The sequence below is a fragment of the Pseudoalteromonas arabiensis genome, assembly GCF_001550155.1.
GTDB classification, from domain to species: domain Bacteria; phylum Pseudomonadota; class Gammaproteobacteria; order Enterobacterales; family Alteromonadaceae; genus Pseudoalteromonas; species Pseudoalteromonas arabiensis.
The window spans coordinates 624,264-650,443 of record NZ_LRUF01000026.1; the positions used below are offsets into that span (position 1 = coordinate 624,264).

The following is a 26,180-nucleotide window of genomic DNA, read 5'->3' on the forward strand; positions in this document are numbered from 1 at the left end:
CCCCCTTAAAACAAACGTTTTTTACTGCGATTTTCTAACGCGTAAATACCATTCAGAAAGTAAACGTACTTGTTTTTGGGTATAGCCTTTCTCAACCATACGATTGACAAAGTCTTCGTGTTTTTTCTGATCTTCAGCCGAAGTTTTCGCATTGAAGGAAATAACCGGTAGGAGATCTTCAGTATTTGAGAACATTTTCTTCTCGATAACCGTGCGAAGTTTTTCGTAACTGGTCCAAAGTGGATTCTTGCCTTGGTTGTGTGCACGAGCACGCAGTACGAAATTGACTATTTCATTACGGAAATCTTTCGGATTTGAAATACCCGCAGGTTTTTCAATTTTCTCAAGCTCTGCGTTCAGTGCCGCACGGTCAAATAACTGGCCAGTATCAGGGTCACGGTATTCTTGATCTTGGATCCAGAAATCTGCATAAGTGACGTAGCGATCAAAGATGTTTTGCCCGTATTCAGAGTAAGATTCTAAATAGGCTGTTTGTAGCTCTTTGCCAATAAACTCAACGTATTGTGGAATAAGGTAGCCTTTTAAGTGGCTTAAGTAACGTTCTTCAACATCGGCAGTAAATTGCTCACGCTCAATTTGCTGCTCAAGTACATAGAATAGATGCACAGGGTTTGCAGCCACTTCTGTGGTATCGAAGTTAAATACCCGCGATAGAATCTTAAACGCAAAGCGGGTAGAAAGCCCTGTCATGCCCTCGTCAACACCGGCATAGTCACGGTACTCTTGATACGACTTAGCTTTCGGATCGGTGTCTTTTAAGCTTTCGCCGTCATATACCCGCATTTTTGAATAAATACTTGAGTTTTCAGGCTCTTTCATTCGCGAAAGCGTGGTAAATTGCGCCAGTGTTTTTAATGTGCCTGGTGCGCATGGTGCATCATGTAGTTCACTGTTTTCAAGCAGTTTATTGTAAATTTTAACTTCTTCAGAAACACGTAAACAATAAGGTACTTTGACGATGTAAACACGGTCAAGGAATGCTTCATTGTTTTTATTGTTTTTGAATGTTTGCCACTCAGACTCATTTGAGTGAGCTAAAATCATGCCGTTAAACGGCAGGGCACTAATACCTTCAGTCCCATTATAGTTACCTTCTTGGGTTGCAGTAAGTAGTGGGTGTAGCACCTTGATGGGTGCTTTAAACATTTCCACAAACTCCATTAAACCTTGATTTGCTAAACAAAGCGCACCCGAGTAGGCATATGCATCGGGGTCATTTTGTGCAAAGTTTTCAAGTTGGCGAATATCGACTTTACCAACGAGTGCTGAAATGTCCTGATTGTTTTCATCGCCAGGCTCTGTTTTAGCTATTGCGACTTGATTTAAAATTGATGGGTAGCGCTTAACCACTCTAAATTGGCTAATGTCCCCGTTAAATTCACTTAAACGTTTTGCAGCCCATGGCGACATTACGGTTTTTAAATAACGTGGTTTAATTCCGTATTCTTTTTCTAAAAGCTCAGCGTCTTCATTTGGGTCAAATAATGCTAGAGGATGATCGTTAACAGGCGAGCCTTTAATTGAATAGATAGGTACTTGTTGCATCAAGTATTTAAGCTTTTCGGCGATTGATGATTTACCTCCACCCACCGGACCAAGTAGATAGAGAACTTGCTTGCACTCTTCTAAACCCTGAGCTGCGTGTTTTAAGTACGCAACGATTTGCTCAATTGCATCTTCCATCCCATAAAAATCGTGGAAGGCAGGGTAGCGTGCGACCACGCGATTTGAAAACAGCCTGCTTAAGCGGGCATCGGTTGATGTATCGATAATTTCAGGCTCACCGATAGCCATTAAAAGCCGCTCAGGCGCGCTGGCATAAGCTGATTTATCCTTCTTACAGATTTCGAGAAACTCCTCAATACTGTATTCTTCTTCTTGCGCTGCTTCGTATCGTGATTGGTAATGCTCAAAAATACTCATAGAGACCTCCGAAAACCCGCTAAAATGACGTGTAATTAGATTAAGAGAAAAGCAAAGGTTATTTAAAGCTTAGTCAGGATTTTGACTTTTTGCGCAAGAAAATTAAGAATTTAATTGAAAAAAGCTCATCTTGATTAGGGTTTTTGAGTGAGGGCTTGGCTGCGGCTTAGGAAGGGCGTGCACTAGCAATAAAAAAGACGCCGAAGCGCCTTTTTTTGATTACTGTTTGTTACAGAAGATTAAGCGAAGTTAGCGTTCGCGAAGTCCCAGTTAACAAGTGCCCAGAAACCTTTTAAGTAATCTGGACGAACGTTACGGTAATCGATGTAATAAGCGTGTTCCCACAGATCCACAGTAAGGATTGGTGTTACACCTTCATCAGTTAACGGAGTTGCAGCATTTGATGTGTTTACGATATCAAGTGTGCCGTCAGCTAGTTTAACTAACCAAGTCCAGCTTGAACCAAAGTTGTTTACAGCTTTATCGTTTAATGCGTCTTTGAATGCTTCGAAAGAACCCCATTTAGCGTTGATCGCATCAGCGATAGCGCCAGTAGGCTCACCACCACCGTTTGGAGATAGGCTGTTCCAGTAGAAAGTGTGGTTCCAGATTTGTGCAGCATTGTTAAATACACCACCTTCTGAAGAACATACAATTTCTTCTAGAGATTTATTTTCGAATTCTGTGCCCGGGATCAGGCCATTTAGTTTCACAACATATGTGTTGTGGTGTTTACCGTGGTGAAACTCTAGCGTTTCTTTTGAAATATGTGGCTCTAATGCATCGATTGCGTATGGTAGTGACGGTAGTTCAAATGCCATTTTTTATCTCCATCTTCTTGGTTGATAGTCCACCTAGTTATAGGTAATAGCAAGCTAAACAGCGTACTCACCTATACCAAGTGGTATTATAGTGTTACTATAATTGTTGAGTATTTTACTCAAGTTTTAGCAAACAGCAATGCTCTTGCTACGACTATTTAAAATTGTGGCTGTGTTTGCCATTCTAAGTAATATATCTGAGGCCACAGTGAATCTTTTTCAAGGCCAAAGTAGTAAGCCAATGTATTTTGAGGTTGTAAATGGAAACCATCGATAAAATTAAACAGCAAATTTCTGAAAACCCAATCCTTTTGTATATGAAAGGATCACCAAAATTACCTAACTGTGGTTTTTCTTCTCAAGCATCACAAGCACTAATGTCGTGTGGTGAACCATTTGCTTACGTTGACATCTTACTAAACCCTGATATCCGTGCAGAGTTACCTGCATACGCTAACTGGCCAACCTTCCCACAGCTTTGGGTTGAAGGCGAGCTTATCGGTGGTTGTGATATTATTATTGAGATGTTTCAGCGTGGTGAATTACAACCACTGATTGCAGAAACTGCTGCAAAGTACAAAGAAGAAGACGCTGAATAATCGAATTTAGTGTAGGAAAGAGCCGCATTTGCGGCTTTTTTTATAGCAATTTTATTAAGCAGGCAGCAAAACATGCACGCTCAAACCACCTTGCTCACGGTTGTGTAAGCTAATTTGCCCGTGGTGTGCCTCTACTATTTCCCTGCAAAGTGCTAAACCTAGACCACTGCCTGTCGCTTTGGTTGAGTAAAAGGGAATAAGCGCATTGGCCATTACGGCTTCACTCATGCCTTTGCCTTTATCACTCACTGTGATGTGGGTGCCGCTAGCTTCTTGTTGCACCGTTAAACTGACCTCTTCTGGGTTTGAGCCTGACTCATGGGCATTTTTTAACAGATTTATCAGCAGTTGTTCCAGGTGTGTATGATCGGCCTGAGTTGATACATCCTCATTAAGAGTCACATTGACCTGCCACTGATTTTTTAATTGCTCAATTAAGTTAGTCCAATTTATTGTGATTAATTGCGGGGTGGGCAGTTTGGCAAATTTACCATAACCTTGTACAAATTCATTTAAGTGCTTGATACGATCTTCTATTGTTGTAAACACTCGTTTTAAACGTGGCTCATCAACTTCTTTTGTGAGTAGTTGGGCACTATGTAGCATGGATGACATAGGACCAAGCGAGTTATTAAGTTCATGGCTAATAATGCGGATGACCTTTTTCCACACTTCGACTTCTTGACGACTGAGCTCTCTCGTTAATTGCTTAAAGACAAGTAATTGGTGAAATTGGTTGTTTAGTAATAATCGGCCGGTAGCCATATGCCAAGTTTGTGATTCTTGATCTACTCTATCTAAAGTGAATAATCCATCAATGCCTTTGTTGACGGCGCGTGTAAGCTGCTCAGAACAGTGCGTAAGCAAGCTTTTGAGTGTTAATCCTTCAAGTGCTGATTTTTTTTCAAATAGGCTGCGTGCGCTGTGGTTGCTGTATACAATAAAGTCTTGGTCGTTTACCAGCAGTACCGCTTGCGGCGAGCTTTGTAATACTTTATCGAGCATTAATTCGCGTTGGTAAATCCATTGTTTTTCTTGGCGAAGTTGTTTGGCGGTTTGATTATAAAGGTGGCATAAATGACCCAATTCGTCCTTGCCGTTATATGCAAGTAATGAAGCAAGTTCGCCATCTTTAAAATTCAGCAAGCCAGTTTCAAGGGCGGCCATGCCATTGACTAATGGCGCACTTAACTTATAAGCAAGAAAGCCAGATATAAAAGCACAAAGTAAAGAAGCGAGTACTATATTTGCCCAAGGTATAGCCAAAAAGTAGCTAGTGGCCAGTAGCGGCAGAATTGCTGCCATAATGCATAAAGCAATAATTTTATAGCGAAGCATTAATATTCTATCTTAAATTTATCAAGTCTACGGTATAGAGCTTGTCTGCTAAGACCAAAATGGCGTGCTACCTTAGCAATTACACCTTGGTATTCTCGCATCGCTAGTTCAATGTCTTGTTTTGTTGGCTCCGTTTTGCTCTTCAGTGTATTTTCTTTTTCAACTTGTAAGCCAAAATCGGCAAGTTCAATGGTGCCCGTGGGTTTCAATACCGCTGCGCGCTTACAAGCATTTTCAAGTTCACGCACATTACCAGGCCAATTATGGGCGAGGAGGGCTTTTTCAGTGCTAAGTGACAGTGTGCGCTCAGGTAAAAAGTGTGCAACTAAGGCTAAAATGTCATCTGGGCGATGAGCTAAGCGTGGTAAATTTAACTCAATCACATTTAAGCGGTAGTAGAGGTCTTCACGAAATTGACCTGTTTTAATTGCGTGGCTTAAATCTTCATTGGTTGCTGAAATAACTCTAACATTCACTTTACGGGTTTGCGTTGAACCTAAACGTTCAAATTCGCCGGTTTGTAAAATGCGTAATAGTTTCATTTGCCCTGATAGCGGCAAGTTACCAATTTCGTCTAAAAATAAGGTGCCACCATCGGCCGCTTCAAAACGACCAATACGTTGTTTAGTAATGCCGGTATACGCGCCCGCTTCTGCACCAAATAGCTCAGCCTCTATAAGTTCGCTTGGTAGGGCTCCTGCATTCACAGTGATAAAAGGTTTATCAGCCAATAATGAATTTGCTTGAATTATTTGTGCAATCCGCTCTTTACCACTGCCGTTAGGGCCTGTGATCAAAACCGAAATATCCGACTTAGCAACCTGAATGGCAAGGTTGACGATATGCTCCATGGCCGTACTTTTATAAACTAGGCCAACTAAATTGGCATTATGTACAGATGCTTCACGTTCTTGCTGGTGGCGGGCAAAGGTTTCGTTTTGTTGTTTTGCCTTACCCAGTTCTATCAGATTATTTACACAGGTAAGCAGCTTTATATCGTCCCATGGTTTTGGTAAATAATCAGCAGCGCCTGCTTTGACGAGTTCAACGGCCGTGGAAAGCTCTGTCCAAGCGGTGATTAAAATGATCGGTAAATGAGGGTTAATCTCTCGTAAGGCATAAAAGAGTTCTTTGCCTTCTTCGCCTGAGGTTGTGTCGGCGGTAAAGTTCATGTCTTGAATAACAAGTGCAATACGCTGGTACTGTACAGCCTGAGTTGCCTCAAAAGGGTTGCTTGCTGTAACAACCTCAAAGTTATGAATTTCGAGTAATAATGACAACGCATCTAAGATAGCAGGGTTGTCATCAACGATAAGTATTTTTTCCATATTGTTGTTTTAGTTATTTTCCTAATCAGGTGCAAGGTAAATGCTACACTGTTAATCCAGTGTAGCATAGGTTGGGAGAACTAAATTGTTCGAGTTGCAATGCTCGGTGAGATGTTCGCCGCACGTTTTGCTGGAGCTAGTACAGCCAATAAGCTCATAACAAACACACACAAAGCCGTACCAAGTACATAACTAATCTCTAGTTGTGCAATAGAGAAGTGCTGCATAAGTAGCTGCCCTAAATAAACAGCAGCAATGATGCCAATGACTAAACCAACACTACAAATCATGGCGTTTTCAACTAAGAAGTAGCTGATGATGGCAGATTTTCTTGCACCTAATGCACGGCGAGTACCGATCTGTTTTGTACGTTTACTAATATTGAATAGAGTCAGGCCAAAAATACCCAGGGCAGTCACCAAGACTAAGATAGTAATAAGTACAATCAGCATACGCATCATTAATGTATCTTCTGCCATATATTGTTCTTTGTCTTCATCAAGGCCACGAATGCGAGAAATAACACGTTTGTTGTAGTTTTTTAACATGGCCTCTTCAACACGGTTCATTACAGATTGACGTTGGCCTGGTTCAGTTCTTACTACAAATCGTGCATTACTACCTGCTTTAATAAAAGGGAGCAATGCGACATTATCAGGGCGGCTATCTTTAAGCCATGGGCCTTTCATTAAATCAATCACGCCGATGATTTTCATTGGGATATCACCAAAATAAATGGTTTGCCCAAGGCCGTTGCCATCAGGGAATAACTCATCAAGCAGGGTTTTTGTCACAACAGTGACCTTTGAGAGCTCATCGTAATTGTCAGTGACAATCACCTCATCCTCTGTGTAGTTGCGCCCAGCAATGAGTTTCACACCATAAGTATTGAGACCATGTTCATCGATAAACATATAAGAAGTACGCGCTGATTTACCCTCTTCAGGCGCTGGCTTTAAACTAAAGTCAGATGATGAGCCACTGCCTGAAAGCGGTGTATTACTTGAATACGCAGCATCGACTACGCCAGGTATTTGGCGAAGCATGGCTTCATCGAGTTCATACTGTTGAGACAGTGATACGTCTTGACCAAACATCATTACATGGAATACGAAGATATCTTCTTCAGGGTAGCCGGTTTGTTGGCTTAAATAACCAATTCTGTCTTGGATAATAAATGCAGCATTACTGACAATGGCTGTGGTAATGGCTATTTGTATAAGTAATAAGACTGCGCCAACCTTTGAGCGGCATAAGGCGTTAAAAATAGGTTTAATTTCAAACATGTTACTTTCCTTATTGGCTCTTCAGGTAAATAGCAGGGTTGGTTTTGCACACCAGCCAAGCAGGGTAAAGTCCAGCAATAACGCAGGTACTAATGGCTATAACAGGAGCGCTCAAAAGCATGCTTAAATCCATGGTTGCTAGGCTTTTATAATAGCTATAGCTTTGACGCACACCTAACAAGCCAACTTGAGCAAGAATGATCCCCAAAATACCGCCTAAAAATCCTAGCATGGCTACTTCGACGATGTGCTGGTAAAAAATTTGTCGTTTACTTGCGCCAAGAGCTCTTCGTACACCCACCTCTGAAGCTCTTCGTAAAAATTTCGCAAGCAGTAAACCAAGAATGTTCGCAAGGCATACAGCCAAAAACATAAAGCTAAGACCAACAAGAATCTCATTATCTTCACTGACTACATTGTTGTATTGCATCCACTCATTTACATCCCGTAGCTTGGCCTCTAGTTGCTTACGATTGAAGCGACCTAGCTTTTGCTGTTCTTGCATGTAAGCCATCAAGAAATCTTGGTAAGCCTGTTTTTCCTCAGGCGTTTTAAGTTCAACCCAAAATTGTAGCCACACTAACTCTGAATTTAACTTATCGTTGAATGTATTGGTTTTTTCGTGTTTCCATCCATTTGTGTTACCCCAGTTTTCCAGCTGGCGAGCTTTCATAAGGCTAAAAGGGAGGAATAGCTGCTCTGTTTTATTGAATGAGCCGTTATTTAAATCGTAATACTTAGTTGTAATATCCCAATCATCAATAACACCCACCACCTCGTAACTGGCATCGTCAAGGTAGATAATTTTTCCAATCGAATTTTCGCCGGCAAATAATTTGTCATTAAGTTCTTTGCTGATCACGACAACGGGTGCGGCATTTGCCTCTTGTTGCTCGCTCCAAACACCTCCATATAGAAATGACAAATTAAACATATCGAAAAAGTCAGGTGTAGTGAGGCGAGCTTGACCTATAAAGGGTTTTATTTTGTCTGAGTCTAAATAAACTGAAAAACCAGTGCGTACCATAGTTACACGTTTGCCACCTGCATCCGCTTTATTTAAATTCACAGCGTCTTGGTAGGTCAATTGTAAGGGGAGGTTGTCCTTAGTCCACCAAGTGCTGCCATCGTCCATAATTTGAAGCTGTACGCTGTAAAGTTGGCTGCTTTTTTCAGGGATCGGATCCGCCGACATCATGTGATAAACAGAGAGGCTTGTCATCGTGACACCAATACCAATAGCAATGGCTAGCACCATTAAAAAGCTCACTAATGGCGTGCGCTTAAAGCTACGCCAGCTTAAATCTAAATAATGAAGGAACATGACTATACCCCTGCCGCTTTTAAGTTTTGAGTGCCTTGATATAAGGTTAGATCTGCGAGTTGACCATCAACGACCTGAATGTTCCGAGGTGCTCTGCGAGCAAGTTCAGGATCGTGAGTAACCATCACAATAGTTGCACCATCACGATTTATTTGTTCAAGTAGTTCCATTACTTGGCGAGCCATTAAGCTATCAAGGTTACCCGTTGGCTCATCGGCAAGTAAAAAACGAGGTTCACCAGCAAGGGCTCTAGCAATAGCTACACGTTGCTGTTGTCCGCCAGAGAGCTGTTGAGGAAGGTGTTTTGCACGTGACGCTAGACCAACTTGCTCTAAACATTGCTCAATTCGGCGTTTACGCTCGGCTGCTTTAATCCCACGGTAACGAAGGGGTACTTCGATATTTTCGTATAGGTTCAAGTCAGGGATGAGGTTGAAACCTTGGAAAATAAAACCGATTTTTTGATTACGAAGGTCGGCACGTTGATTGTCATTGAGTTTACCGACATCAATTCCGTCTAATAGATATTGGCCCTCATTAAATGGCTCTAGCATTCCTGCAATGTTTAAAAACGTGGTTTTACCTGAGCCGCTTGGGCCTGTCACTGCAATAAATTCACCCTCATCTACTTGTAGGTTAAAATCACGAAGTGCATGAGTTTGTACCATTTCAGTTTGATACACTTTATTGATGTTATTCATTTTAAGCATAATTATAATTCCTTGTTGTTAACGTAAAACGAGTACCGGTGCTTGTTTATAACGGTCGTAGTTAGAGATGATTAATTGATCGCCAGCTTGAACGCCTTCTAAGAGCTCCACAGCGTTAATACTGCTAGCGCCTGTTTTTATATCGATTAAGTAAGCCATATCACCATCGATTCGATAAGCACGCGTCCCACCTTGTTGTAAAAAGGCGCCGCGCTTTACTTGTAAAACATTGTCGCGATTTTCTAAGAGAATGCGGGCTGTGAGACGTTGATTTTGGCGAATTCCAACCAGTTCATCATCAAATCGTACTCGTGTTGTCACTTCGCGGTTGTTTACTTCCGGAGATATAGCTGACAATGTTCCCGTCACATGACGAGCACCGAGCGTTAGTTCGACTTGCATCCCTAAACCTAATTCATTAGCATAACTTTCTGGCACTTGAAGCTCGGCTTCAAAGTTACTTAAGTCCACCAAAGTCATTAATGGCTGACTTTGAGTTACGGCCTCTTTTTGTTGCACAAGTAAATTCCCCACGATGCCGCTCACACTGGCTATGATAGTTAGGTCATTTACTTGGCGAAATAAATCATCAACGATAAGCTGCTGTCTTGCTAGATCTCGCTCTGCGGCTTTTAACTCAAAGGCAAGGGTATCTTTTGCAAGCGCAACCTCTTGCTCAGCATGTTTATAAGAAAGTTTTGCTCTTGCTAAATCATCGACTGCTTTTTCTAAATCAATTTGGCTTATTAAGTTTTTCTTTATAGATAATTGGGCACGACGGTTTTCACGGTCCGCAGCATTAAGTTCAACCTGAGCAAGGTCGAGCGCTTTCGTTAAGCTTAATTTTTGTCTACGTGCTTCGAGTTGCTTGCGTTGAAGCTCACCATCAAGCCTTGCAAGTACAGATTGTTGCTGTTTTAGCTCATTTGTTAGCTCAGGGCTTTTTACAATTGCGATGACGTCATCTTTTTTTACGCTGTCACCTGCTTTTACTTTCAAATCCACAAAGCCGCGTTCAGGGCTGTATACTTTGGGCGCATTTGCAGCAACGATTTTGCCACTGGCAGCGACATCTCTAATGAGAGGTTGCTGAGTTACTTTGCTGATTTGTAGGCTTGCCTTCTCAACGGAAATACTGCCTTCGGTGTCTGCAAAAATACTGCCTATAGCAACCGAGCCAATTAATAATACACCGATAATTAGTGCAACTGGTTTTGCAAAGTTATTCTTCTTCGTCACCGAGATATCCTGAGCACTGGTATCTTTTATCATCATAGTTCCTTAATGTTCTCAACTAACATAATCATGAAACCCACTACTAGCATGGTGAGTGGCGATGCAATAAATAAACTAAAAGTGAACATGTCCTGTCCTTAAATCTGCTGATGTAATTTTATATACCAACAATATGCCAACTTTTATTCTTTTGATTTATAAAGGTTTATTTATCTTATTGATGTTATTTCAATGTCCGCGGACAGAAAAAGTGTCCGCAGCGGACACTTTTTAATAAGTGGGTTTACGTGCGCGTAAAGAGCAAGCTTTTAGGAGTGTAAGCGTAAATAGTTATCTAAAGAGTTACAGTAAGTGCCTAGCGAGTCTGGTTTATGTGAGTAGGTGATATCTAAATTCTGCATTACCATTCAAAAAATGAATATTTATTCATTTTGGTTGTCAGTTTACGTTAACGTAAAGAGTGGTTTTTGAAATTTTTCTTTTACAAGTTGTTAAATATGACACCAGTGTCATAAAAAAATAACGGTGAAAATACGCCTAAATGTAAAAAATTAGCATAGAATTTACTAAGTGCATTTAAATGAGAAATATTCATGAATATGAATATGTATTCAAAACTCTATTGACTCAGAGATTATTTGGCGATAGTTTTGTTCGTCTGCTAGCCCTGTCACAAGAGACTAAAGGGCTGGTCGTTGTAGCAAGGGGAGGGGTCTATGTTATACGACTCAAAATTAGAAAAAGATAATTGTGGCTTTGGCTTGATAGCCCAAGTCAATGGACAAGCGAGTCACCGCTTGATCCGAACAGCAATCACAGGGCTTGATCGTATGGAGCACCGTGGCGGTATTTCTGCCGATGGTAAAACCGGTGATGGTTGTGGTTTATTAATGCAAAAACCCGATAGTTTCTTTCGTGCTATTGCTAGCGAACATGACTGGCACCTAGGAAAGAACTACGCCGTAGGCATGGTATTTTTGAATGCCGATCCTGTACTTGCGCAAACAGCTAAAGATGTGTTGAGTGAAGAACTCGAAAAAGAAACCTTGAGCATTCAAGGCTGGCGCGTTGTACCGACTGATGCGTCATGTTTAGGGCCAATTGCAAAAAAACAACTACCAGGCTTTGAACAAATTTTTGTTAGCGCCCCAGAAGGCTGGCGTCCGAAAGATTTAGAGCGCCGTTTATATGTTGCGCGTCGTCGTGCAGAAAAGCGCCTTGAAAACGATGAACATTTTTATATTGCCAGCTTATCTGGTTTGGTCACTGTCTATAAAGGCTTAATGATGCCAGTTGACTTACCTAACTTTTATTTAGATTTAGCTGACATTCGCATGACCAGTGCGATTTGTGTATTTCATCAACGTTTTTCTACCAATACACAACCTCGTTGGCCATTAGCGCAGCCATTCCGTTATTTAGCACACAATGGTGAAATTAATACCATTCAAGGTAACCGCCAGTGGGCCCGTGCTCGTGCGTATAAGTTTGCCTCACCACTTATCCCTGATTTGCAATCAGCTGCACCGTTCGTAAATGAAAGCGGTTCTGACTCTTCAAGCTTAGACAATATGCTTGAGTTGTTCTTAGCGGGTGGCATGGATTTATTCCGTGCAATGCGTATGCTTGTACCGCCTGCATGGCAAAAAAACCGTGCTATGGATGAAGACCTACGTGCATTCTACGACTTTAACTCAATGCATATGGAACCATGGGATGGCCCTGCTGGTATTGTCATGTCTGACGGTCGTTTTGCAGCCTGTAACCTTGATCGCAACGGTTTACGTCCAGCGCGTTATGTGATCACCCAAGATGGTTTTATAACACTCGCCTCAGAAGTGGGTATTTGGGACTATGCACCAGACGAAGTGGTTGAAAAAGGCCGTGTTGGCCCTGGCGAGCTGTTAGTTATTGATACTCATCAAGGTAAAATTTGGCATTCAGATGAAATTGACCAAGATCTTAAGTCACGTCATCCATACAAAGCATGGCTCGAAGCAAATGTTAAGCGTTTAATACCGTTCGAGCAGCTCTCTGAAAAAGATGCGGGTAATCGTTCATTTGATGACGAAACATTGCTTAAATATCAAAAGATGTTTGGTTTCACTAACGAAGAGCTTGATAGTGTTATTCGTGTGATGGGTGAAAACGGTCAAGAAGCGACAGGTTCAATGGGTGATGACACTCCATTTGCCGTACTGTCAGAAGGTCACCGCTCGTTATTTGATTACTTTAGACAGAAGTTTGCGCAAGTAACGAATCCACCGATTGACCCGCTTCGTGAAAATCACGTTATGTCACTGGCAACCTGTATTGGTAGTGAGCAAAACGTATTTAACGAAACCACTGGTCACGCTAAGCGTTTGCAGTTTGATACACCAATCTTGATGTATGCAGATATGCAGCAGTTACTTAATGCTGATGATAAATATTACAGCTACTGCAAAATTGATATCACTTACACAGTAGAAGAGGGGCTTGAAAGCGCTATCACACGTATTTGTGACGAAGCGCAAGAGAAAGCGGCTGCTGGTTGTGTGATGTTAGTGTTAAGCGACCGTAACTTCAGCGAAACACAGTTGCCTATTCCTGCTGCGATGGCGGTAGGCTCTATTCAGAAACGTTTAGTTGATAATAACTTGCGCTGTGAATCAAACATTATCATTGAATCAGGCAGTGTTCGCGATGCTCATCAATTCGCTGTATTACTCGGCTTTGGTGCAACAGCAATTTACCCATACCTTGCTTATGAATCACTGGTTGCTATGAGTGATAGTAAGGTGATCAATAAGACTTATTGTGAAGTAACGCTTGCGTATCGTAATGCGATAAACAAGGGTCTTTATAAAATCATGTCGAAAATGGGTATTAGCACTGTTGCATCATACCGCTGCTCGATGTTATTTGAAGCCGTTGGTTTGTCTGAGGCTATCGTCGAAACCTGTTTTAATGGTGTGGCAAGTCGTATTAAAGGGGCGTGTTTCACTGATTTTGATGACGATCAACGCAAGCTTCATAAATTAGCATTTAGTAAGCGTAAATTGTTAAGCCATGGCGGTTTATTGAAATATGTGCATGGCGGTGAGTATCACGCGTATAACCCAGATGTTATTCAAACGCTACAAAAAGCAGTGCGTTCTGGTGAATACAGTGATTATGTTGCCTATGCTGATTTAGTAAATAATCGTCCGATCACTAATTTGCGTGACATGTTGGCAGTAAAAGTGCCAGATGCAGGTATCAGTATTGATGATGTTGAACCGGCAACTGAGCTATATAAGCGTTTTGACTCGGCAGCAATGAGTATTGGTGCGTTATCGCCAGAAGCACATGAAGCGTTAGCGATTGCAATGAACCGTTTAGGCGGTTGTTCAAACTCGGGTGAAGGTGGTGAAGATAAACTTCGTTACGGCACAGAGAAAAACTCGCGTATTAAGCAAGTTGCTTCAGGTCGTTTTGGTGTAACACCACATTATTTACGTAGCGCTGATGTAATTCAGATTAAAGTTGCGCAAGGTGCAAAACCAGGTGAGGGTGGTCAATTACCAGGTGAAAAAGTAACGCCGTATATTGCAAAGTTACGTTACTCAGTGCCTGGTGTGACCTTGATTTCGCCTCCGCCGCATCACGATATTTACTCGATTGAAGATTTAGCTCAGCTTATTTTCGATTTAAAACAAGTGAATCCAGATGCACTGATTTCTGTGAAATTAGTCTCTGAACCAGGGGTTGGTACGATTGCAACGGGCGTTGCTAAAGCGTATGCCGATTTAATCACCATTGCGGGTTATGACGGTGGCACAGGTGCAAGCCCGCTTACTTCTGTTAAGTATGCTGGTAGCCCGTGGGAGCTTGGCCTTGCTGAAACACAGCAAGCATTAGTTGAAAACGGTTTACGTCACCGTATTCGTCTGCAAACAGATGGTGGTCTCAAAACAGGCCTAGACATCATCAAAGCAGCTATTTTAGGTGCTGAGAGCTTTGGTTTTGGTACGGGTCCTATGGTGGCACTTGGTTGTAAATACTTACGTATTTGTCACTTAAACAACTGTGCGACCGGTGTTGCGACACAAGACGATACACTGCGCCAAAAGCACTATCATGGCTTGCCAGAAATGGCGATGAACTACTTTAAGTTTATTGCACAAGAAGCTCGCCAAATCATGGCAAGTTTAGGTGTAACACGCTTAACAGATTTAATTGGTCGTTTGGATTTACTTGAAGCGATTGAAGGCAAGACAGAGAAACAAAAGAAAGTGGATTTGTCGTCTGTGATTGCTGCGCCTAACAACCCAACAGGTGAAACCCTGTATTGTAGTGTGCCAAATAGCTCACACTACTTAGGTCAGCTAAATGAAACCTTGCTTGAAAAAGCCAAGCAAGCAATTGACGAAAAGTCGGGTACCTCATTAGTAAGCCGTATTTGTAATACCGACCGTTCTGTAGGCGCGATGTTATCAGGCTATATTGCCTCAAAACATGGCAACCAAGGCATGGCTGCTGACCCAGTTTCTATTGAGCTTCATGGTACAGCGGGTCAATCATTCGGTGTATGGAATGCGGGGGGGCTAGAAATGACCCTGGTTGGTGATGCCAATGACTATGTTGGTAAAGGCATGGCTGGCGGTAAGCTGGTAATTCGTCCGCCGCTCGGTTCATCGTTTGAAAGCCATAAGGCCACGATTGCAGGTAATACCTGTTTATATGGAGCAACAGGCGGTAAGTTATTTGCTGCTGGCTCTGCAGGTGAACGTTTTGCTGTTCGTAACTCAGGTGTGCAAGCTGTTGTAGAAGGCGTGGGTGATAACGGCTGTGAATATATGACAGGCGGTGTGGTTTGCGTACTTGGCAAAGTGGGTATTAACTTTGGTGCGGGTATGACAGGGGGCTTTGCGTATATTCTTGATGAAGGCAAAGACTTTGAAAAACGCATTAACCCAGAGCTTGTTGAAATCGTTACGCTTGAGGGCTTAGCATCTCACCAAGAACATTTACGTGGTCTAATTGCTGAGCATCTAGAGCTGACTGGCTCAAACCGCGCTGAGCAGATTTTAGCTAACTTTGATTTATACATGCCGATGTTTAAATTGGTCAAGCCAAAATCTAGTGATGTAAAAAGTTTACTCGGACACCGAGCGCGCAGCAGCGCAGAGCTTCGTGTTCAGGCTCAGTAGGGGGTAGTATGAGCGAAAATGTATACCAGTTTATCGATGTACAACGTGTAGATCCGCGCAAAAAGCCAATTTCTGCACGTAAACAATCTTTCGTAGAAATATACGAGCCGTTTTCTGAAACACAAGTTAATTCACAAGCGGACCGTTGTTTAGATTGTGGTAACCCATATTGTGAATGGAAATGTCCAGTCCATAACTATATCCCACAGTGGTTAAAGTTAATTCGTACCGGTCGTATTTTAGAAGCAGCTGAGCTTTCTCATCGAACCAATAGTTTACCGGAGGTGTGTGGCCGGGTTTGTCCACAAGACCGCTTATGTGAGGGCTCATGCACACTTGATGAAGAGTTTGGTGCTGTTACTATCGGTAATATCGAAAAGTACATCACTGATACGGCCTTTAAGATGGGCTGGAAGCCAGACATGTCTTATGTCGTTTGGTCTGACAAAAAAGTGGCTATCATTGGTGCAGGCCCAGCAGGCTTAGGCTGTGCGGATATTTTAGTACGTAACGGCGTAAAACCCGTGGTGTTTGATCGTCATCCTGAAATTGGTGGTTTACTTACATTTGGTATTCCTTCATTCAAACTTGAAAAAGAAGTGATGCAAAAACGTCGTGAAATTTTCACTGAAATGGGTGTCGAGTTTAAGCTAAATACTGAAGTGGGTGTTGATATTACCCTTGATGAAATTTTGGCTGAATATGATGCCGTGTTTTTAGGCGTGGGTACTTATCAAAGTATGCGAGCAGGTTTTGAGAACGAAGACGCCGATGGTGTGTTTGATGCATTGCCTTTCTTAATCGGTAACACAAATCGTGTTATGGGTTATGCTGAGGATAAGCAAGCCTACATTGATATGGCTAACGAAAAAGTAGTCGTGCTTGGTGGCGGTGATACTGCGATGGACTGTGTTAGAACCTCAATCCGTCAAGGCGCAACGAAAGTAACCTGTGCGTATCGTCGTGATGAAGAAAATATGCCAGGTTCAAAACGCGAAGTTAAAAATGCCCGTGAAGAGGGCGTTGAGTTTACTTTTAACGTACAACCTAAAGGTATTGTTGTTGACGAACATGGTAAAGTCGCTGGCGTTAAGATGGTGAAAACACAACTTGGTGAGCCGGATGAAAATGGTCGTCGTCGTGCTGAAGAAGTTGCCGGTTCTGAACATGTTATTGAAGCCACCAAAGTGCTCATGGCGTTTGGTTTTAAACCTCATAAAATGGACTGGTTAGAACCTTATGGTGTTGAAATAAACCATTGGGGCGGCATTAACGCACCAGAAAAAGGCGAGTTTACGCATCAAACAACTAATCCGAAAATATTTGCTGGTGGTGACATCGTACGAGGCTCAGACTTAGTCGTGACTGCTATATTTGAAGGCCGTAATGCTGCTGAAGGTATTATGGATTACCTAGAGGTTTAATTAAGCTGTCTTAGTTAGTAAAAAAGCAAGCGCTTAGCTTGCTTTTTTACTTTAGGCTAGTTGTTTTATTTATTACGCTATTGGTCATTACCAACATCCAATCAAGGCATTCCTTACTTTCATTTTATGACGTTTTAGGAGTAAATAGGCTGTGCCAACTACTATGAGATGGCTACCCATAAACAACCAAATCATGGTCGATAATGCTTGGCTAAAGTAGCCTAAAATACCGCCCAATGCGATCACCAAAAAAGCAGACACATTTAGAACAGCTTGTAGCTGTAATTTAAATTTTAAGTGTTTCCAGCGACTAAATACCAGTAAAAGTAAAGCAACAATAGGCAAAGCAATCACCAATACTTCGACTAAATACAGCCAAACAGATATAAAAGGGCTTGCTGTATCCATAGACTGTGATGCACTTACTGGGGTTGATGTCATCGCTATTGAACCTGTCACAAATATAGCTAATTTGCGAAATATCATTATTTTAATGTCCAATTTACGAGCGCTTAAGCGCCCATTACTTCTCTTAACAAATTATGCATGTGCGCTTATTAACTCTTTCGCATTTGCTCTTGCTGTTTTGCTAATATTATCGCCACCCAGTAGACGTGCAATTTCGTCTATACGACCATCTTTTGACAGTGTATTCATTTGCGTAAAGGTTTCGCCATGAGCAATTTCTTTGGCAACAAAAAACTGTTGATGTCCAGAGCTGGCAACTTGAGGTAAATGTGTAACGCATATAACCTGGGTTGATTTCCCAAGTTGGCGCAGCAGCTTTCCTACGGCGGATGCTGTCGGGCCTGAAATGCCCACATCCACTTCATCAAAAATTAAAGTTGGCGTGGTCACGCGCTCTGCAATAATCACTTGAATAGCTAAACTAATACGCGATAATTCACCACCGGATGCAACTTTTGATAGAGCTTGTAAAGGTTGACCTGGGTTAGTCGATACCAAAAACGAGACTGTGTCAAAACCCATTGCGCTAGGTGTTTTGTCGGGTGTTTGTTGTATATCAATCGCAAACTTGCCATTTTCCATTGATAGATTAGCCATGCTATCGCTAATTAGCTGATTAAGTGTATCAGCGTAACGATGGCGACTTTCACTTAATAATTGAGCCGCTTGCTTGTATTGTTCAAGCGCGTCGCTAATTTCGCTTTCAAGTGCGCCAAGGCGGTCGCTGTTATAACTAATTGATGCTAATTCTTCTGCGATTGATTGATGGAACTCAACAAGTTCTTCAGGCTTAATGTGATGCTTACGCGCCAAGTCCATGATGCCTGTTAAACGAGTTTCTACATCGTCTAAACGGGCTGGGTCTAGATCTGTCATGTCAACATAACCACGGATCTCTCGGCTAGCTTCTTCGACTTGTACTGCGGCTTCATTTAAAAGCGTGGCGATACCCGTGAGGCTCTCATCATACCCTGCAAGTTCAGTAAATTGCTGTGCACTGTGCTGTAGCAGTGAGCATGCACTTTGTTCATCAGCTTCATATAAATGCTGTAATTCACGCTGGCATGATTCTAAAATAGTTTGGCTGTGGCTTAATTTGTGATGCTCGGCTTCTATTTCTTCAAACTCACCAGGTAGTAAAGCAAACTCATCTAATTCGGCAACTTGATACTCAAGTAACTGCTTTTGCGCAGCTTGTTGCTGTTGTTGTTGCTCAAGCTGGTTAAACTCTTTTAATAATGCTTGATAGGCTTTGTAGCGCTCTTTAACATCAGCAAGCAATGTCGTGTGACCAGCATACGCATCGAGTAAATGCAGTTGATGATCAGATTTTAATAGATGCTGGTGGGCATGTTGACCATGAATCGATATTAAGTACTGGCCAAGCTCTTTGAGTTGTGCAGCAGTCACTGTGCTGCCATTGATGTAGCTTTTACTACGACCATTTTTGCAAATCACACGACGTAATAGACATTCGCCATCAGCATTCGATAACAAATGATGCTCTAGGAATTGCTGCGCTAAAGGAAGCGTTGAAATATCAAACTGCGCACAAATTTCTGCACGGTCAGTGCCAGGGCGAACGGCTGTTGCATCGGCTCGTTCACCTAAACACAATGAGAGTGCATCTATTGCAATTGATTTACCGGCACCTGTTTCACCGGTAATGGCTGTCATACCATGATGCCATTCCGTACTTAAACTACTCACAATGGCAAAGTTTTTAATTTCTAACCCAATTAACATACTGTTTATCCATCCAGCTAATTAACTGTTAATTTATACAGTGTTTTTGGGTTTTGCAAACTAAATTTGTATTTTAGGTTAATTCTGTGAGCTGTTCTTGTCGGTTTAAATCTTCAATCTCTTGGGGGGCAATACTTTGCTGGTGATCATCAATTGATTCTATAGAAGGGTAGAACTTGATAGTCTCAACCAATGAAGGGAATGTTTCTTGATAAAAGGTTTTATTAAACTCGATACCATTACGAGGCAGTTGCGCCATAAAATACTGTAAACGGTCTGCAAGTTGGTCGTGTTCAGCTTCACTCTGTAAACGACTTGCTTCTGCAATGACCGTATTGATAAATAGATCACTGATATATTCGAGCTGGTTCAAATTCTCTTCGTTATGTGCTTGCACGACGAAATAGTTACTTGTTATTTGATGTAAGCTGCCTATATTTTTAGGGCGAATGAGCTTGGCTTCACTAAATTCAATTAACTTGATTTTGAAGTCATTGTTGATTTTTTTTACGCGTTGATTGAAGCGCTTTTTTTCTGCTTCGATTGCTTTTTGACGATTACTTTCGATGATCCAGTAACAACCTAGCAAGGTGATCAGCAACAGTAGAGCAAGAAAAACGATATAGCCCATTTCGGATTAGATTCCTTAAATAATTACAGCTTTAAGTCTGAATATTTTGCGCTAATCACTTTGACTTGGCAATTATTTAAAGCAAAAAATGTGTTTTAAAATAACCGACTTCCCCAATTCAGTTTTTTTCTCAGAACATTGTAGTAAGAATAGTCTTTAGGGTGGATTAGCCGTAAACGTTTATCTGCTTTTTTTATCACCACTTCATCACCAGGTAATACTGCCAGCACCACATGACTGTCACAACTAACTTGTAAACTGTCTGTGTTTTCAAGGCTCAGTTTCAAACGCACTTCGTTATCGGCATCAACAACCAAAGGGCGACTTGAAAGAGTATGAGGAAACATAGGCACAAGTGATATTGCGTTCAGCTCAGGGGTTAAAATTGGCCCGCCTCCAGAAAGAGAGTATGCCGTCGATCCAGTAGGGGTTGACACGATTAAACCATCTGAACGCTGTGAAAAAACGAAATCGTTATTAATAAAGGCCTCAAACTCTATCATATGAGCGACTTTATCAGCATGAAGCACCGCTTCGTTTACGGCTGAATTCGCGCTTTTTAACTCAGCGTGGCGATACACTTCTACTTCTAACAGAAAGCGTTTTTCTTCAATATATTGCCCACTAAGAACTTGTTCTAAGCTGGCTTCAAAGCCTTCTGGGTTGAGGTCTGTTAGAAAGCCTAAATTGCCACGGTTAACGCCAATAACAGCAACATCAAAGCGTGCTAAAACTCTTGCCGCACCCAGCATATTTCCATCACCACCTACTACAATGGCTAAATCTGCCCGTTCGCCTAAATCGACTAGCTTGACTAATTGCTCACTGGGCACATCTTCAAGTTGTCTTCCTGTACGTTGTTCAACAAGCACTTCAAAACCTAATGCGAGCAAAAAAGTATGAAGGCGTTGTAGTGTGTTGGCTGCACCTGAGTGGTTTGGCTTGCCGATTAAGCCGATAGTTTTGAACGGAGAATCCATATTGTGTGCACTTAGCGATGTCATACGGATAGAGTACATTAAAAATTAAAGCTTTGAAAATACCTTGAAATAAACATGCTATGCCCAGATATTAACTGGCAAGAGATAAGATGTATGAATTTATGAAATTAAACCCTCGCGACCAACAAATTTTTTCAGCTGTGATGAGCCTCTACTGTAATGGTGAAGGCCAACCGGTAGCATCTACGCGCATTGCAAAACAAAAAGGCATGGCAGTGTGTTCTGCAACGATACGAAATGCAATGTCGAGACTCGAAAAAGAAGGGTTACTTTATTCTCCTCACACATCGGCAGGTCGGGTGCCAACGAATGCGGGCTTCGATTACTGGTTGTCGGAGTTTTTTGCATTGTCAGAAGTGGCAGCATATTGGCAGCCTGAACAATCTCAGTTAGTTGAGCTTGCACATGGTTTAAGTCAGCGTTACAAAGTGTGCTGTTGTGTTGGGTTACCTCAGGTCAGTTCGCAGTTAGTATTTCGAGTTGAAGTGTTAGATTTTGACGGCTCTAATTGGCTTATTCTATTAATAGACCGTGCAGGACAAAGTAACAATATATGCATTTCTAAGCCACAAGATGCCAGCGATACGGTTCGCTACCAATTTGCTACTTGGTTGAATACGGTGTTTAGTCAACAAACGCTTATGGAAGGTTTGTATCGTATGCAAGCGATGGCGAATACCGCTCCCCATAACTGCCATGACTCTTTAACGCAATGGACGCGAGAGTTGAGTCAGAAGCTCGGTTCTGATAACAGCATAGTGGTCGGGGAAAATTATTTATATCGTCAAGTTGATTGCCAAACGAGCTTAAACATCGGGGTCTCGTTTTTGGACTATGTTGAAGATAAGCTGGCGTTCAGAAATGGCTTATCGGTATTAAATACCGAGCAATTACCTTTCACTGACTGTGATGAGTTAATGGTATTAAGTGTGCCGTACTTTAATAACCAACAATATCAAAGTAGATTTTGTGTTATTTGTCCAAAATCAGCACAAATTGAAGCAATCATCCAAGAATTTAAGTCAATCGGGTCACGTGCCTCTTGAATCTTTTGATTCTATCCCCATAATTACCGCAGTTGTAAAGAATTGGAGCATTTAAGCTATGTCAGAGCAGACAAAATCACCAGAGCAAGAAGTTGAATTAAACGAAGAATTTGAACAGATGCAAGCGGACGTTGATGCAGCTGTAGAAGCAGCAGAGCAAATGGAAGGCGAAGAAATGAGCCCTGAAGCAGAAATTGCATTACTGCATAGTGAACTTGAAGCTGCAAAACAGACTATTAATGATCAAAAAGACAGTGTTGTACGTGCTGCCGCAGACGTTGAGAACATGCGTCGTCGCGCTGCTCAAGATGTAGAAAAAGCACATAAATTTGCACTAGAGAAGTTTGCTAATGAGTTACTTCCAGTGATTGATAATTTAGAGCGTGCAATTGAATTTTCTGATAAAGAAAATGAAGAGCTTAAGCCTGTACTTGAAGGCATTGAGATGACAGTTAAGAGCTTTAATGACGCAGTTGCTAAGTTTGGTGTTGAAATTGTCAACCCACAGGGCGAGCAATTTAACCCAGAGTTCCATCAAGCGATGTCAATCCAGCCAAGTAACGATGTTGCACCTAATACGGTATTAGCTGTGATGCAAAAAGGTTACACACTAAACGGTCGTTTACTTCGCCCTGCGATGGTGATGGTATCGAAAGAAGCTGAATAAGCTTTAAAATATATAAAAAATGCCTGTTAATCACAGGCATTTTTTTTGATAAGTTACCAACCATTTAGCTCCTAGAATGATTAAATATTTAAGTCGATTGGTATCGTTTTCTGTGCCACAGCTGTACGAGTAAGATAAGTATCAGTGCACTGAACATCATCGCAGAAAATGGAATGGCACTTTGTGGATGAACAAACGCAAGGATAGGGCCGACTAAAGCACCACTGCCAAATCGAAGTGTACCAATCACCGCCGTTGCCGTACCTGACTTTTCTTCAAATTGCATCAATATTAATGAGTCTGCATTACTTGCTACAATACCTAAACTCATCATTAGTGGCGCTATTGCCGCAACGATAAAGTAAAGTGATAAATGCATCACACTGAATAACAGCAATGCCCCACCAGAAACAAAACCAATACCAAGGCCGATAAATAATAGCTTACGAGAACCTAAGCGTGGTACCAAACGGGTATTCATAAAGTTACCAAACATTAATGCTAAGACATTAAACGCAAACAGCACACCGAATAGCTGCTCATCAACGTTAAAAAAATCGAGATAGACATAAGGCACTGATGTTAAAAAGCAGAAGAACGCAAACGAAGCAAACATCGAGCTGGCAATATCTGCTAATGCACTTTTACGTGAAAACACGGTTTTATAACTATTAAAAAATAGTGCAAAACCACGTTGTTGACTTTTAAAAATGGGGATATCTATTAAGTATACTTGTACTAAGGCTAAAATCGCAAAGCTGTATGACGCTAAAGCAATAAAAATCACTTGCCACGTTGAAATTCCCATGATCAAAGAACCCAAGGTTGGTGCGATAAGTGGTGCAACCATCATGATCATTGAAACATACGACATACCTTTGGCTGTATGCTCACGGTAGATATGGCGAATAATACCAGGAACAACCACTGTTGCAGCTGCACCTGTAAATGCTTGTATGGCTCTGAGCGTCCAAAACAACTCAATATCATCACAAAAAGCTAAGGCCAATGATGTTATTCCAAATAGCACTAACCCCACTTTTGCAAGTAGCCGCCTGCCCAGCTCATCTGCAATAGGCCCAAAAAATAACATACCTAAAGCATAGCCTGCCAAATAGATACTCAGAGATATCTGCACATTTGGCATCGTGGTCTGTAAATCGTTAGCAATAACAAGCATTGCAGGTAAATACAAATCTATCGCCAGTGGTGTAATAGCAACAATACTTGCGAGTAAAGGTAATAAAATGCGTTTATTTATCGAGTCAGGGGAAGGCATTGCATACTCATTAATCATTTAATAGGTCACTATTGTAGCAGCGTCGAACGCAGGGGTGAACTTAGTTTGCCTGCTAAGTAAAAGAATTAACTAAATAATAACAACTGAGTGGGTGATTGTTCATTTTCATATAAAATTAAGCAATGCTTTGCTATATTAATCTAAATTACACTAAGTATTTGAAGGATTAGTATGAAAAAGTTAGTTATGGCAGTGCTCGCTACGACTATTTTAGCTGGCTGTAAAACATCTCCAACGGGACGTACGCAAATTGCACTTTATTCAGACCAGCAAATGAGTCAAATGGGTCAAGCAAGCTTTGCAGAAATGAAAAAAACACAGCCGATTAACTCCGATCCTCGTGTAAATAATTACGTGAAATGTATTGCCAATGATGTTATTGCGGTGCTACCTCAAGAATATGCTAACCAGTCATGGGAGGTGGTTGTATTTGAAGAGGACTCTGCAAATGCATTTGCATTACCAGGGGGTTACATAGGTGTGCATACCGGTTTATTAAAAGTCGCAACTAATCAAGATCAATTAGCGACGGTACTTGGCCACGAAGTCGCGCACGTTATCGCTGAGCACTCAAATGAACGTGTATCGCAAAACTCTCTCTTACAAACGGGCCTGCAAGTCGGTGGCGCAGCACTTGATATGGGTAATGTGCAGTATCGAGGTGAAATCATGCAAGCCTTGGGATTAGGAGCGCAATACGGTGTGGTACTACCATTTAGTCGCTCACATGAATCAGAGGCGGATATTGTTGGCTTAGATTTAATGGCAGAAGCGGGCTTTAACCCTGAGCAGTCGGTATCTTTATGGCAAAACATGAGTGCAGCAGGGGGCAGTGGTACACCAGAGTTTATGTCGACTCACCCGTCTCCTGGTAACCGTATTAAAGAGTTGCAAAAGCATATGCCAGATGCGTTAAAAGCCCAACAAACGGCTAGAGCAAAAGGCAAAACTCCTCAGTGTAAACTGTAATCGAAATAATTAAAAAAGCCTGCTGTTAATGATTACAGCAGGCTTTTGTTATTCTGTAATTGCTAGCTAATTAAAACGTCCACTCAACGTGCAGCTGTGGGACTGATTCAGTTGTATTTGTACCTAACTTGTTGTGCCAGTATTGCCACTCAAGGCCCAGCAGTAGGGTGTTTTCTTTCATGCTCATTGCATGACCTAAATCCCACGTGATGATTGGCTGTGCTAATATCCACGCTTTAACGTCTTCGCCAAATTCATTTTCACGCTCAGCAATGTATTCAACATGGCCCGTTACGTTGAACTTTTGTGAGCCGATAGTGAATGGGTAGCCCCATGCAACATCAATCATCCAACTGTTTGTTTCAGTCGGTGCACCACCACGCGCTACGCCTTCACTGTCATCAATGTAAGCGGTAAACAAAGTAGATAAAAAACTAAACCCAGGTGCTTGCCAGCTAAGTTTTACACCAGGTAAATACTTTAGAACTTTTGAGTCACCTGCAGCGTTAAAACCTGCCGTTAAACCCACATCACTGATTGCGCCAGAGGAAAAGTCACTACCTGATATTTTTGATAAACTGAAGGTTGAATACCACTCACCATAAAAATCTTTATCTTGATAGCCGTCTTGTAAGCCATCATCACTGTAGTCGATAAAAAAGAAGTTATCGCCGTAGTCATAGCCTGATGCATGCTGTAGCGATACCACAGTGGTATTTGATTCGGCTAGTGTGAACGGGTTTTTTTGATCGCCGTTATTAATGTGTAATTGTGTAGAGCTCCAATTAGCGGCATAGCTCGAAGTACTTACTGCACAAAGCGCAGCAACAGAAAGGATCTTTTTCAAGTTCATATCTCAATATTGATGGTGTAAAGGGGTTATATACCCAAGCCACCTCAAGATGCAGAATTCAGCGTTTCACAGGCGCTTAATATCAAGGCGTTACTTTGCAAGAATGGCAGTCCCTTTTAAGAAGTAACAACGATGAGAGTGAGTGCCTGTGAAGCGCCCAAAGGGTTGGTTTAAAAGCGACTTATACTGCGTTATTGATTTTAACAATAGAACCACTATTACTTGCAATCAATGCCTTGCCTAAATCGCTTTTAATTCCAACTGAAACTCGCACTTTGAGGTGGTTTGGGTATATACAAGAGGATTATAGCAGAT

The 26,180-nt window shown here is 41.7% G+C and carries 20 protein-coding genes; 6 read left to right on the forward strand and 14 right to left on the reverse strand.

Features of this window, described 5'->3' with window-relative positions; genetic code table 11:
* Window positions 1-21: 21 nt before the first annotated feature.
* Both PAARA_RS20035 and PAARA_RS20040 read right to left on the reverse strand, forming a co-directional pair.
* Entirely contained in the window at window positions 22-1,944 is a 1,923-nt protein-coding gene (locus PAARA_RS20035; RefSeq protein ID WP_062570735.1) for a PrkA family serine protein kinase, read from the reverse strand.
* 239 nt (window positions 1,945-2,183) lie between these two features.
* Window positions 2,184-2,765 (reverse strand): superoxide dismutase, encoded by a 582-nt coding sequence (locus tag PAARA_RS20040; RefSeq protein WP_036967613.1) that lies wholly within the window; start codon window positions 2,763-2,765, stop codon window positions 2,184-2,186.
* 260 nt (window positions 2,766-3,025) lie between these two features.
* Here PAARA_RS20040 and PAARA_RS20045 point away from each other — a divergent pair, with 260 nt between their 5' ends.
* Window positions 3,026-3,364, forward strand: a complete 339-nt coding sequence (locus PAARA_RS20045; protein ID WP_062570736.1) for a Grx4 family monothiol glutaredoxin — start codon at window positions 3,026-3,028, stop codon at window positions 3,362-3,364.
* Window positions 3,365-3,418: 54 nt separating this feature from the next.
* On the opposite strand, the gene PAARA_RS20050 is transcribed toward PAARA_RS20045, so the two are convergent.
* The 6 genes from PAARA_RS20050 to PAARA_RS20075 form a co-directional block, all read right to left on the reverse strand.
* Window positions 3,419-4,702, reverse strand: coding sequence for a sensor histidine kinase (locus tag PAARA_RS20050; RefSeq protein ID WP_062570737.1), 1,284 nt, complete (start codon window positions 4,700-4,702; stop codon window positions 3,419-3,421).
* Window positions 4,702-6,030 (reverse strand): sigma-54-dependent transcriptional regulator, encoded by a 1,329-nt coding sequence (locus tag PAARA_RS20055; protein ID WP_062570738.1) that lies wholly within the window; start codon window positions 6,028-6,030, stop codon window positions 4,702-4,704. The genes PAARA_RS20050 and PAARA_RS20055 overlap by 1 nt, the downstream gene beginning before the upstream one ends.
* 80 nt (window positions 6,031-6,110) lie before the next feature.
* Complete coding sequence (locus PAARA_RS20060) at window positions 6,111-7,316, reverse strand: ABC transporter permease (protein WP_062570739.1); 1,206 nt, start codon at window positions 7,314-7,316, stop codon at window positions 6,111-6,113.
* Window positions 7,317-7,326: 10 nt separating this feature from the next.
* Window positions 7,327-8,640 carry an ABC transporter permease gene (locus PAARA_RS20065; protein ID WP_062570740.1) on the reverse strand — a complete coding sequence of 438 codons (1,314 nt, stop codon included), beginning with the start codon at window positions 8,638-8,640 and terminating at the stop codon, window positions 7,327-7,329.
* Between the two features lie 2 nt (window positions 8,641-8,642).
* Window positions 8,643-9,350: an ABC transporter ATP-binding protein gene (locus PAARA_RS20070; RefSeq protein ID WP_062570741.1), complete on the reverse strand. Its 708-nt coding sequence runs from the start codon at window positions 9,348-9,350 to the stop codon at window positions 8,643-8,645.
* A gap of 18 nt (window positions 9,351-9,368) precedes the next feature.
* Complete coding sequence (locus tag PAARA_RS20075) at window positions 9,369-10,622, reverse strand: efflux RND transporter periplasmic adaptor subunit (protein ID WP_062570742.1); 1,254 nt, start codon at window positions 10,620-10,622, stop codon at window positions 9,369-9,371.
* Window positions 10,623-11,302: 680 nt separating this feature from the next.
* On the opposite strand from PAARA_RS20075, the gene gltB reads away from it, so the two are divergent.
* Both gltB and PAARA_RS20085 read left to right on the forward strand, forming a co-directional pair.
* A complete protein-coding gene (gene gltB / locus PAARA_RS20080; protein ID WP_062570743.1) occupies window positions 11,303-15,760 on the forward strand; it encodes a glutamate synthase large subunit in 4,458 nt (1,485 codons plus the stop codon).
* An 8-nt stretch (window positions 15,761-15,768) separates the two neighbouring features.
* On the forward strand, window positions 15,769-17,184 hold the full coding sequence (locus PAARA_RS20085; protein ID WP_062570744.1) for an FAD-dependent oxidoreductase: 1,416 nt from the start codon (window positions 15,769-15,771) through the stop codon (window positions 17,182-17,184).
* An 87-nt stretch (window positions 17,185-17,271) separates the two neighbouring features.
* Here PAARA_RS20085 and PAARA_RS20090 read toward each other — a convergent pair whose 3' ends face one another.
* The 4 genes from PAARA_RS20090 to nadK all read right to left on the reverse strand — a co-directional run bounded on the left by PAARA_RS20090 (window position 17,272) and on the right by nadK (window position 21,009).
* Window positions 17,272-17,670: a hypothetical protein gene (locus tag PAARA_RS20090; protein ID WP_062570745.1), complete on the reverse strand. Its 399-nt coding sequence runs from the start codon at window positions 17,668-17,670 to the stop codon at window positions 17,272-17,274.
* Between the two features lie 54 nt (window positions 17,671-17,724).
* Window positions 17,725-19,398 (reverse strand): DNA repair protein RecN, encoded by a 1,674-nt coding sequence (gene recN, locus PAARA_RS20095; protein WP_062570746.1) that lies wholly within the window; start codon window positions 19,396-19,398, stop codon window positions 17,725-17,727.
* A 73-nt stretch (window positions 19,399-19,471) separates the two neighbouring features.
* Window positions 19,472-20,029, reverse strand: coding sequence for a hypothetical protein (locus PAARA_RS20100; RefSeq protein WP_062570747.1), 558 nt, complete (start codon window positions 20,027-20,029; stop codon window positions 19,472-19,474).
* A gap of 95 nt (window positions 20,030-20,124) precedes the next feature.
* Window positions 20,125-21,009 (reverse strand): NAD(+) kinase, encoded by an 885-nt coding sequence (gene nadK / locus PAARA_RS20105; protein ID WP_062570748.1) that lies wholly within the window; start codon window positions 21,007-21,009, stop codon window positions 20,125-20,127.
* 122 nt (window positions 21,010-21,131) lie between these two features.
* Here nadK and PAARA_RS20110 point away from each other — a divergent pair, with 122 nt between their 5' ends.
* Together PAARA_RS20110 and grpE are read left to right on the forward strand one after the other, a co-directional pair.
* Window positions 21,132-22,076 (forward strand): HrcA family transcriptional regulator, encoded by a 945-nt coding sequence (locus PAARA_RS20110; RefSeq protein WP_157066246.1) that lies wholly within the window; start codon window positions 21,132-21,134, stop codon window positions 22,074-22,076.
* A 58-nt stretch (window positions 22,077-22,134) separates the two neighbouring features.
* Entirely contained in the window at window positions 22,135-22,743 is a 609-nt protein-coding gene (gene grpE / locus PAARA_RS20115; RefSeq protein WP_062570750.1) for a nucleotide exchange factor GrpE, read from the forward strand.
* 88 nt (window positions 22,744-22,831) lie between these two features.
* Here grpE and PAARA_RS20120 read toward each other — a convergent pair whose 3' ends face one another.
* Window positions 22,832-24,022, reverse strand: a complete 1,191-nt coding sequence (locus tag PAARA_RS20120; protein WP_062570811.1) for a Bcr/CflA family efflux MFS transporter — start codon at window positions 24,020-24,022, stop codon at window positions 22,832-22,834.
* Between the two features lie 192 nt (window positions 24,023-24,214).
* Between PAARA_RS20120 and PAARA_RS20125 the strand changes: the two genes are divergently transcribed.
* On the forward strand, window positions 24,215-25,012 hold the full coding sequence (locus PAARA_RS20125; protein ID WP_062570751.1) for a M48 family metallopeptidase: 798 nt from the start codon (window positions 24,215-24,217) through the stop codon (window positions 25,010-25,012).
* Window positions 25,013-25,082: 70 nt separating this feature from the next.
* Here the strand turns inward: PAARA_RS20125 and PAARA_RS20130 are convergent, their stop codons facing one another.
* Window positions 25,083-25,865 carry a hypothetical protein gene (locus PAARA_RS20130; protein ID WP_062570752.1) on the reverse strand — a complete coding sequence of 261 codons (783 nt, stop codon included), beginning with the start codon at window positions 25,863-25,865 and terminating at the stop codon, window positions 25,083-25,085.
* Between the last annotated feature and the right edge of the window lie 315 nt (window positions 25,866-26,180).

Excerpts from the sequence above, each read along its gene's own strand:
- gltB (WP_062570743.1), top strand. The coding sequence starts at position 11,303 with ATGTTATACGACTCAAAATTAGAAAAAGATAATTGTGGCTTTGGCTTG.
- grpE (WP_062570750.1), top strand. The coding sequence starts at position 22,135 with ATGTCAGAGCAGACAAAATCACCAGAGCAAGAAGTTGAATTAAACGAA.
- PAARA_RS20130 (WP_062570752.1), bottom strand. The coding sequence starts at position 25,865 with ATGAACTTGAAAAAGATCCTTTCTGTTGCTGCGCTTTGTGCAGTAAGT.
- PAARA_RS20125 (WP_062570751.1), top strand. The coding sequence starts at position 24,215 with ATGAAAAAGTTAGTTATGGCAGTGCTCGCTACGACTATTTTAGCTGGC.
- PAARA_RS20075 (WP_062570742.1), bottom strand. The coding sequence starts at position 10,622 with ATGATAAAAGATACCAGTGCTCAGGATATCTCGGTGACGAAGAAGAAT.
- PAARA_RS20065 (WP_062570740.1), bottom strand. The coding sequence starts at position 8,640 with ATGTTCCTTCATTATTTAGATTTAAGCTGGCGTAGCTTTAAGCGCACG.
- PAARA_RS20040 (WP_036967613.1), bottom strand. The coding sequence starts at position 2,765 with ATGGCATTTGAACTACCGTCACTACCATACGCAATCGATGCATTAGAG.
- PAARA_RS20035 (WP_062570735.1), bottom strand. The coding sequence starts at position 1,944 with ATGAGTATTTTTGAGCATTACCAATCACGATACGAAGCAGCGCAAGAA.
- PAARA_RS20090 (WP_062570745.1), bottom strand. The coding sequence starts at position 17,670 with ATGATATTTCGCAAATTAGCTATATTTGTGACAGGTTCAATAGCGATG.
- PAARA_RS20110 (WP_157066246.1), top strand. The coding sequence starts at position 21,132 with ATGAAATTAAACCCTCGCGACCAACAAATTTTTTCAGCTGTGATGAGC.
- recN (WP_062570746.1), bottom strand. The coding sequence starts at position 19,398 with ATGTTAATTGGGTTAGAAATTAAAAACTTTGCCATTGTGAGTAGTTTA.
- PAARA_RS20060 (WP_062570739.1), bottom strand. The coding sequence starts at position 7,316 with ATGTTTGAAATTAAACCTATTTTTAACGCCTTATGCCGCTCAAAGGTT.
- PAARA_RS20050 (WP_062570737.1), bottom strand. The coding sequence starts at position 4,702 with ATGCTTCGCTATAAAATTATTGCTTTATGCATTATGGCAGCAATTCTG.
- nadK (WP_062570748.1), bottom strand. The coding sequence starts at position 21,009 with ATGGATTCTCCGTTCAAAACTATCGGCTTAATCGGCAAGCCAAACCAC.
- PAARA_RS20045 (WP_062570736.1), top strand. The coding sequence starts at position 3,026 with ATGGAAACCATCGATAAAATTAAACAGCAAATTTCTGAAAACCCAATC.
- PAARA_RS20055 (WP_062570738.1), bottom strand. The coding sequence starts at position 6,030 with ATGGAAAAAATACTTATCGTTGATGACAACCCTGCTATCTTAGATGCG.
- PAARA_RS20100 (WP_062570747.1), bottom strand. The coding sequence starts at position 20,029 with ATGGGCTATATCGTTTTTCTTGCTCTACTGTTGCTGATCACCTTGCTA.
- PAARA_RS20070 (WP_062570741.1), bottom strand. The coding sequence starts at position 9,350 with ATGCTTAAAATGAATAACATCAATAAAGTGTATCAAACTGAAATGGTA.
- PAARA_RS20120 (WP_062570811.1), bottom strand. The coding sequence starts at position 24,022 with ATGCCTTCCCCTGACTCGATAAATAAACGCATTTTATTACCTTTACTC.
- PAARA_RS20085 (WP_062570744.1), top strand. The coding sequence starts at position 15,769 with ATGAGCGAAAATGTATACCAGTTTATCGATGTACAACGTGTAGATCCG.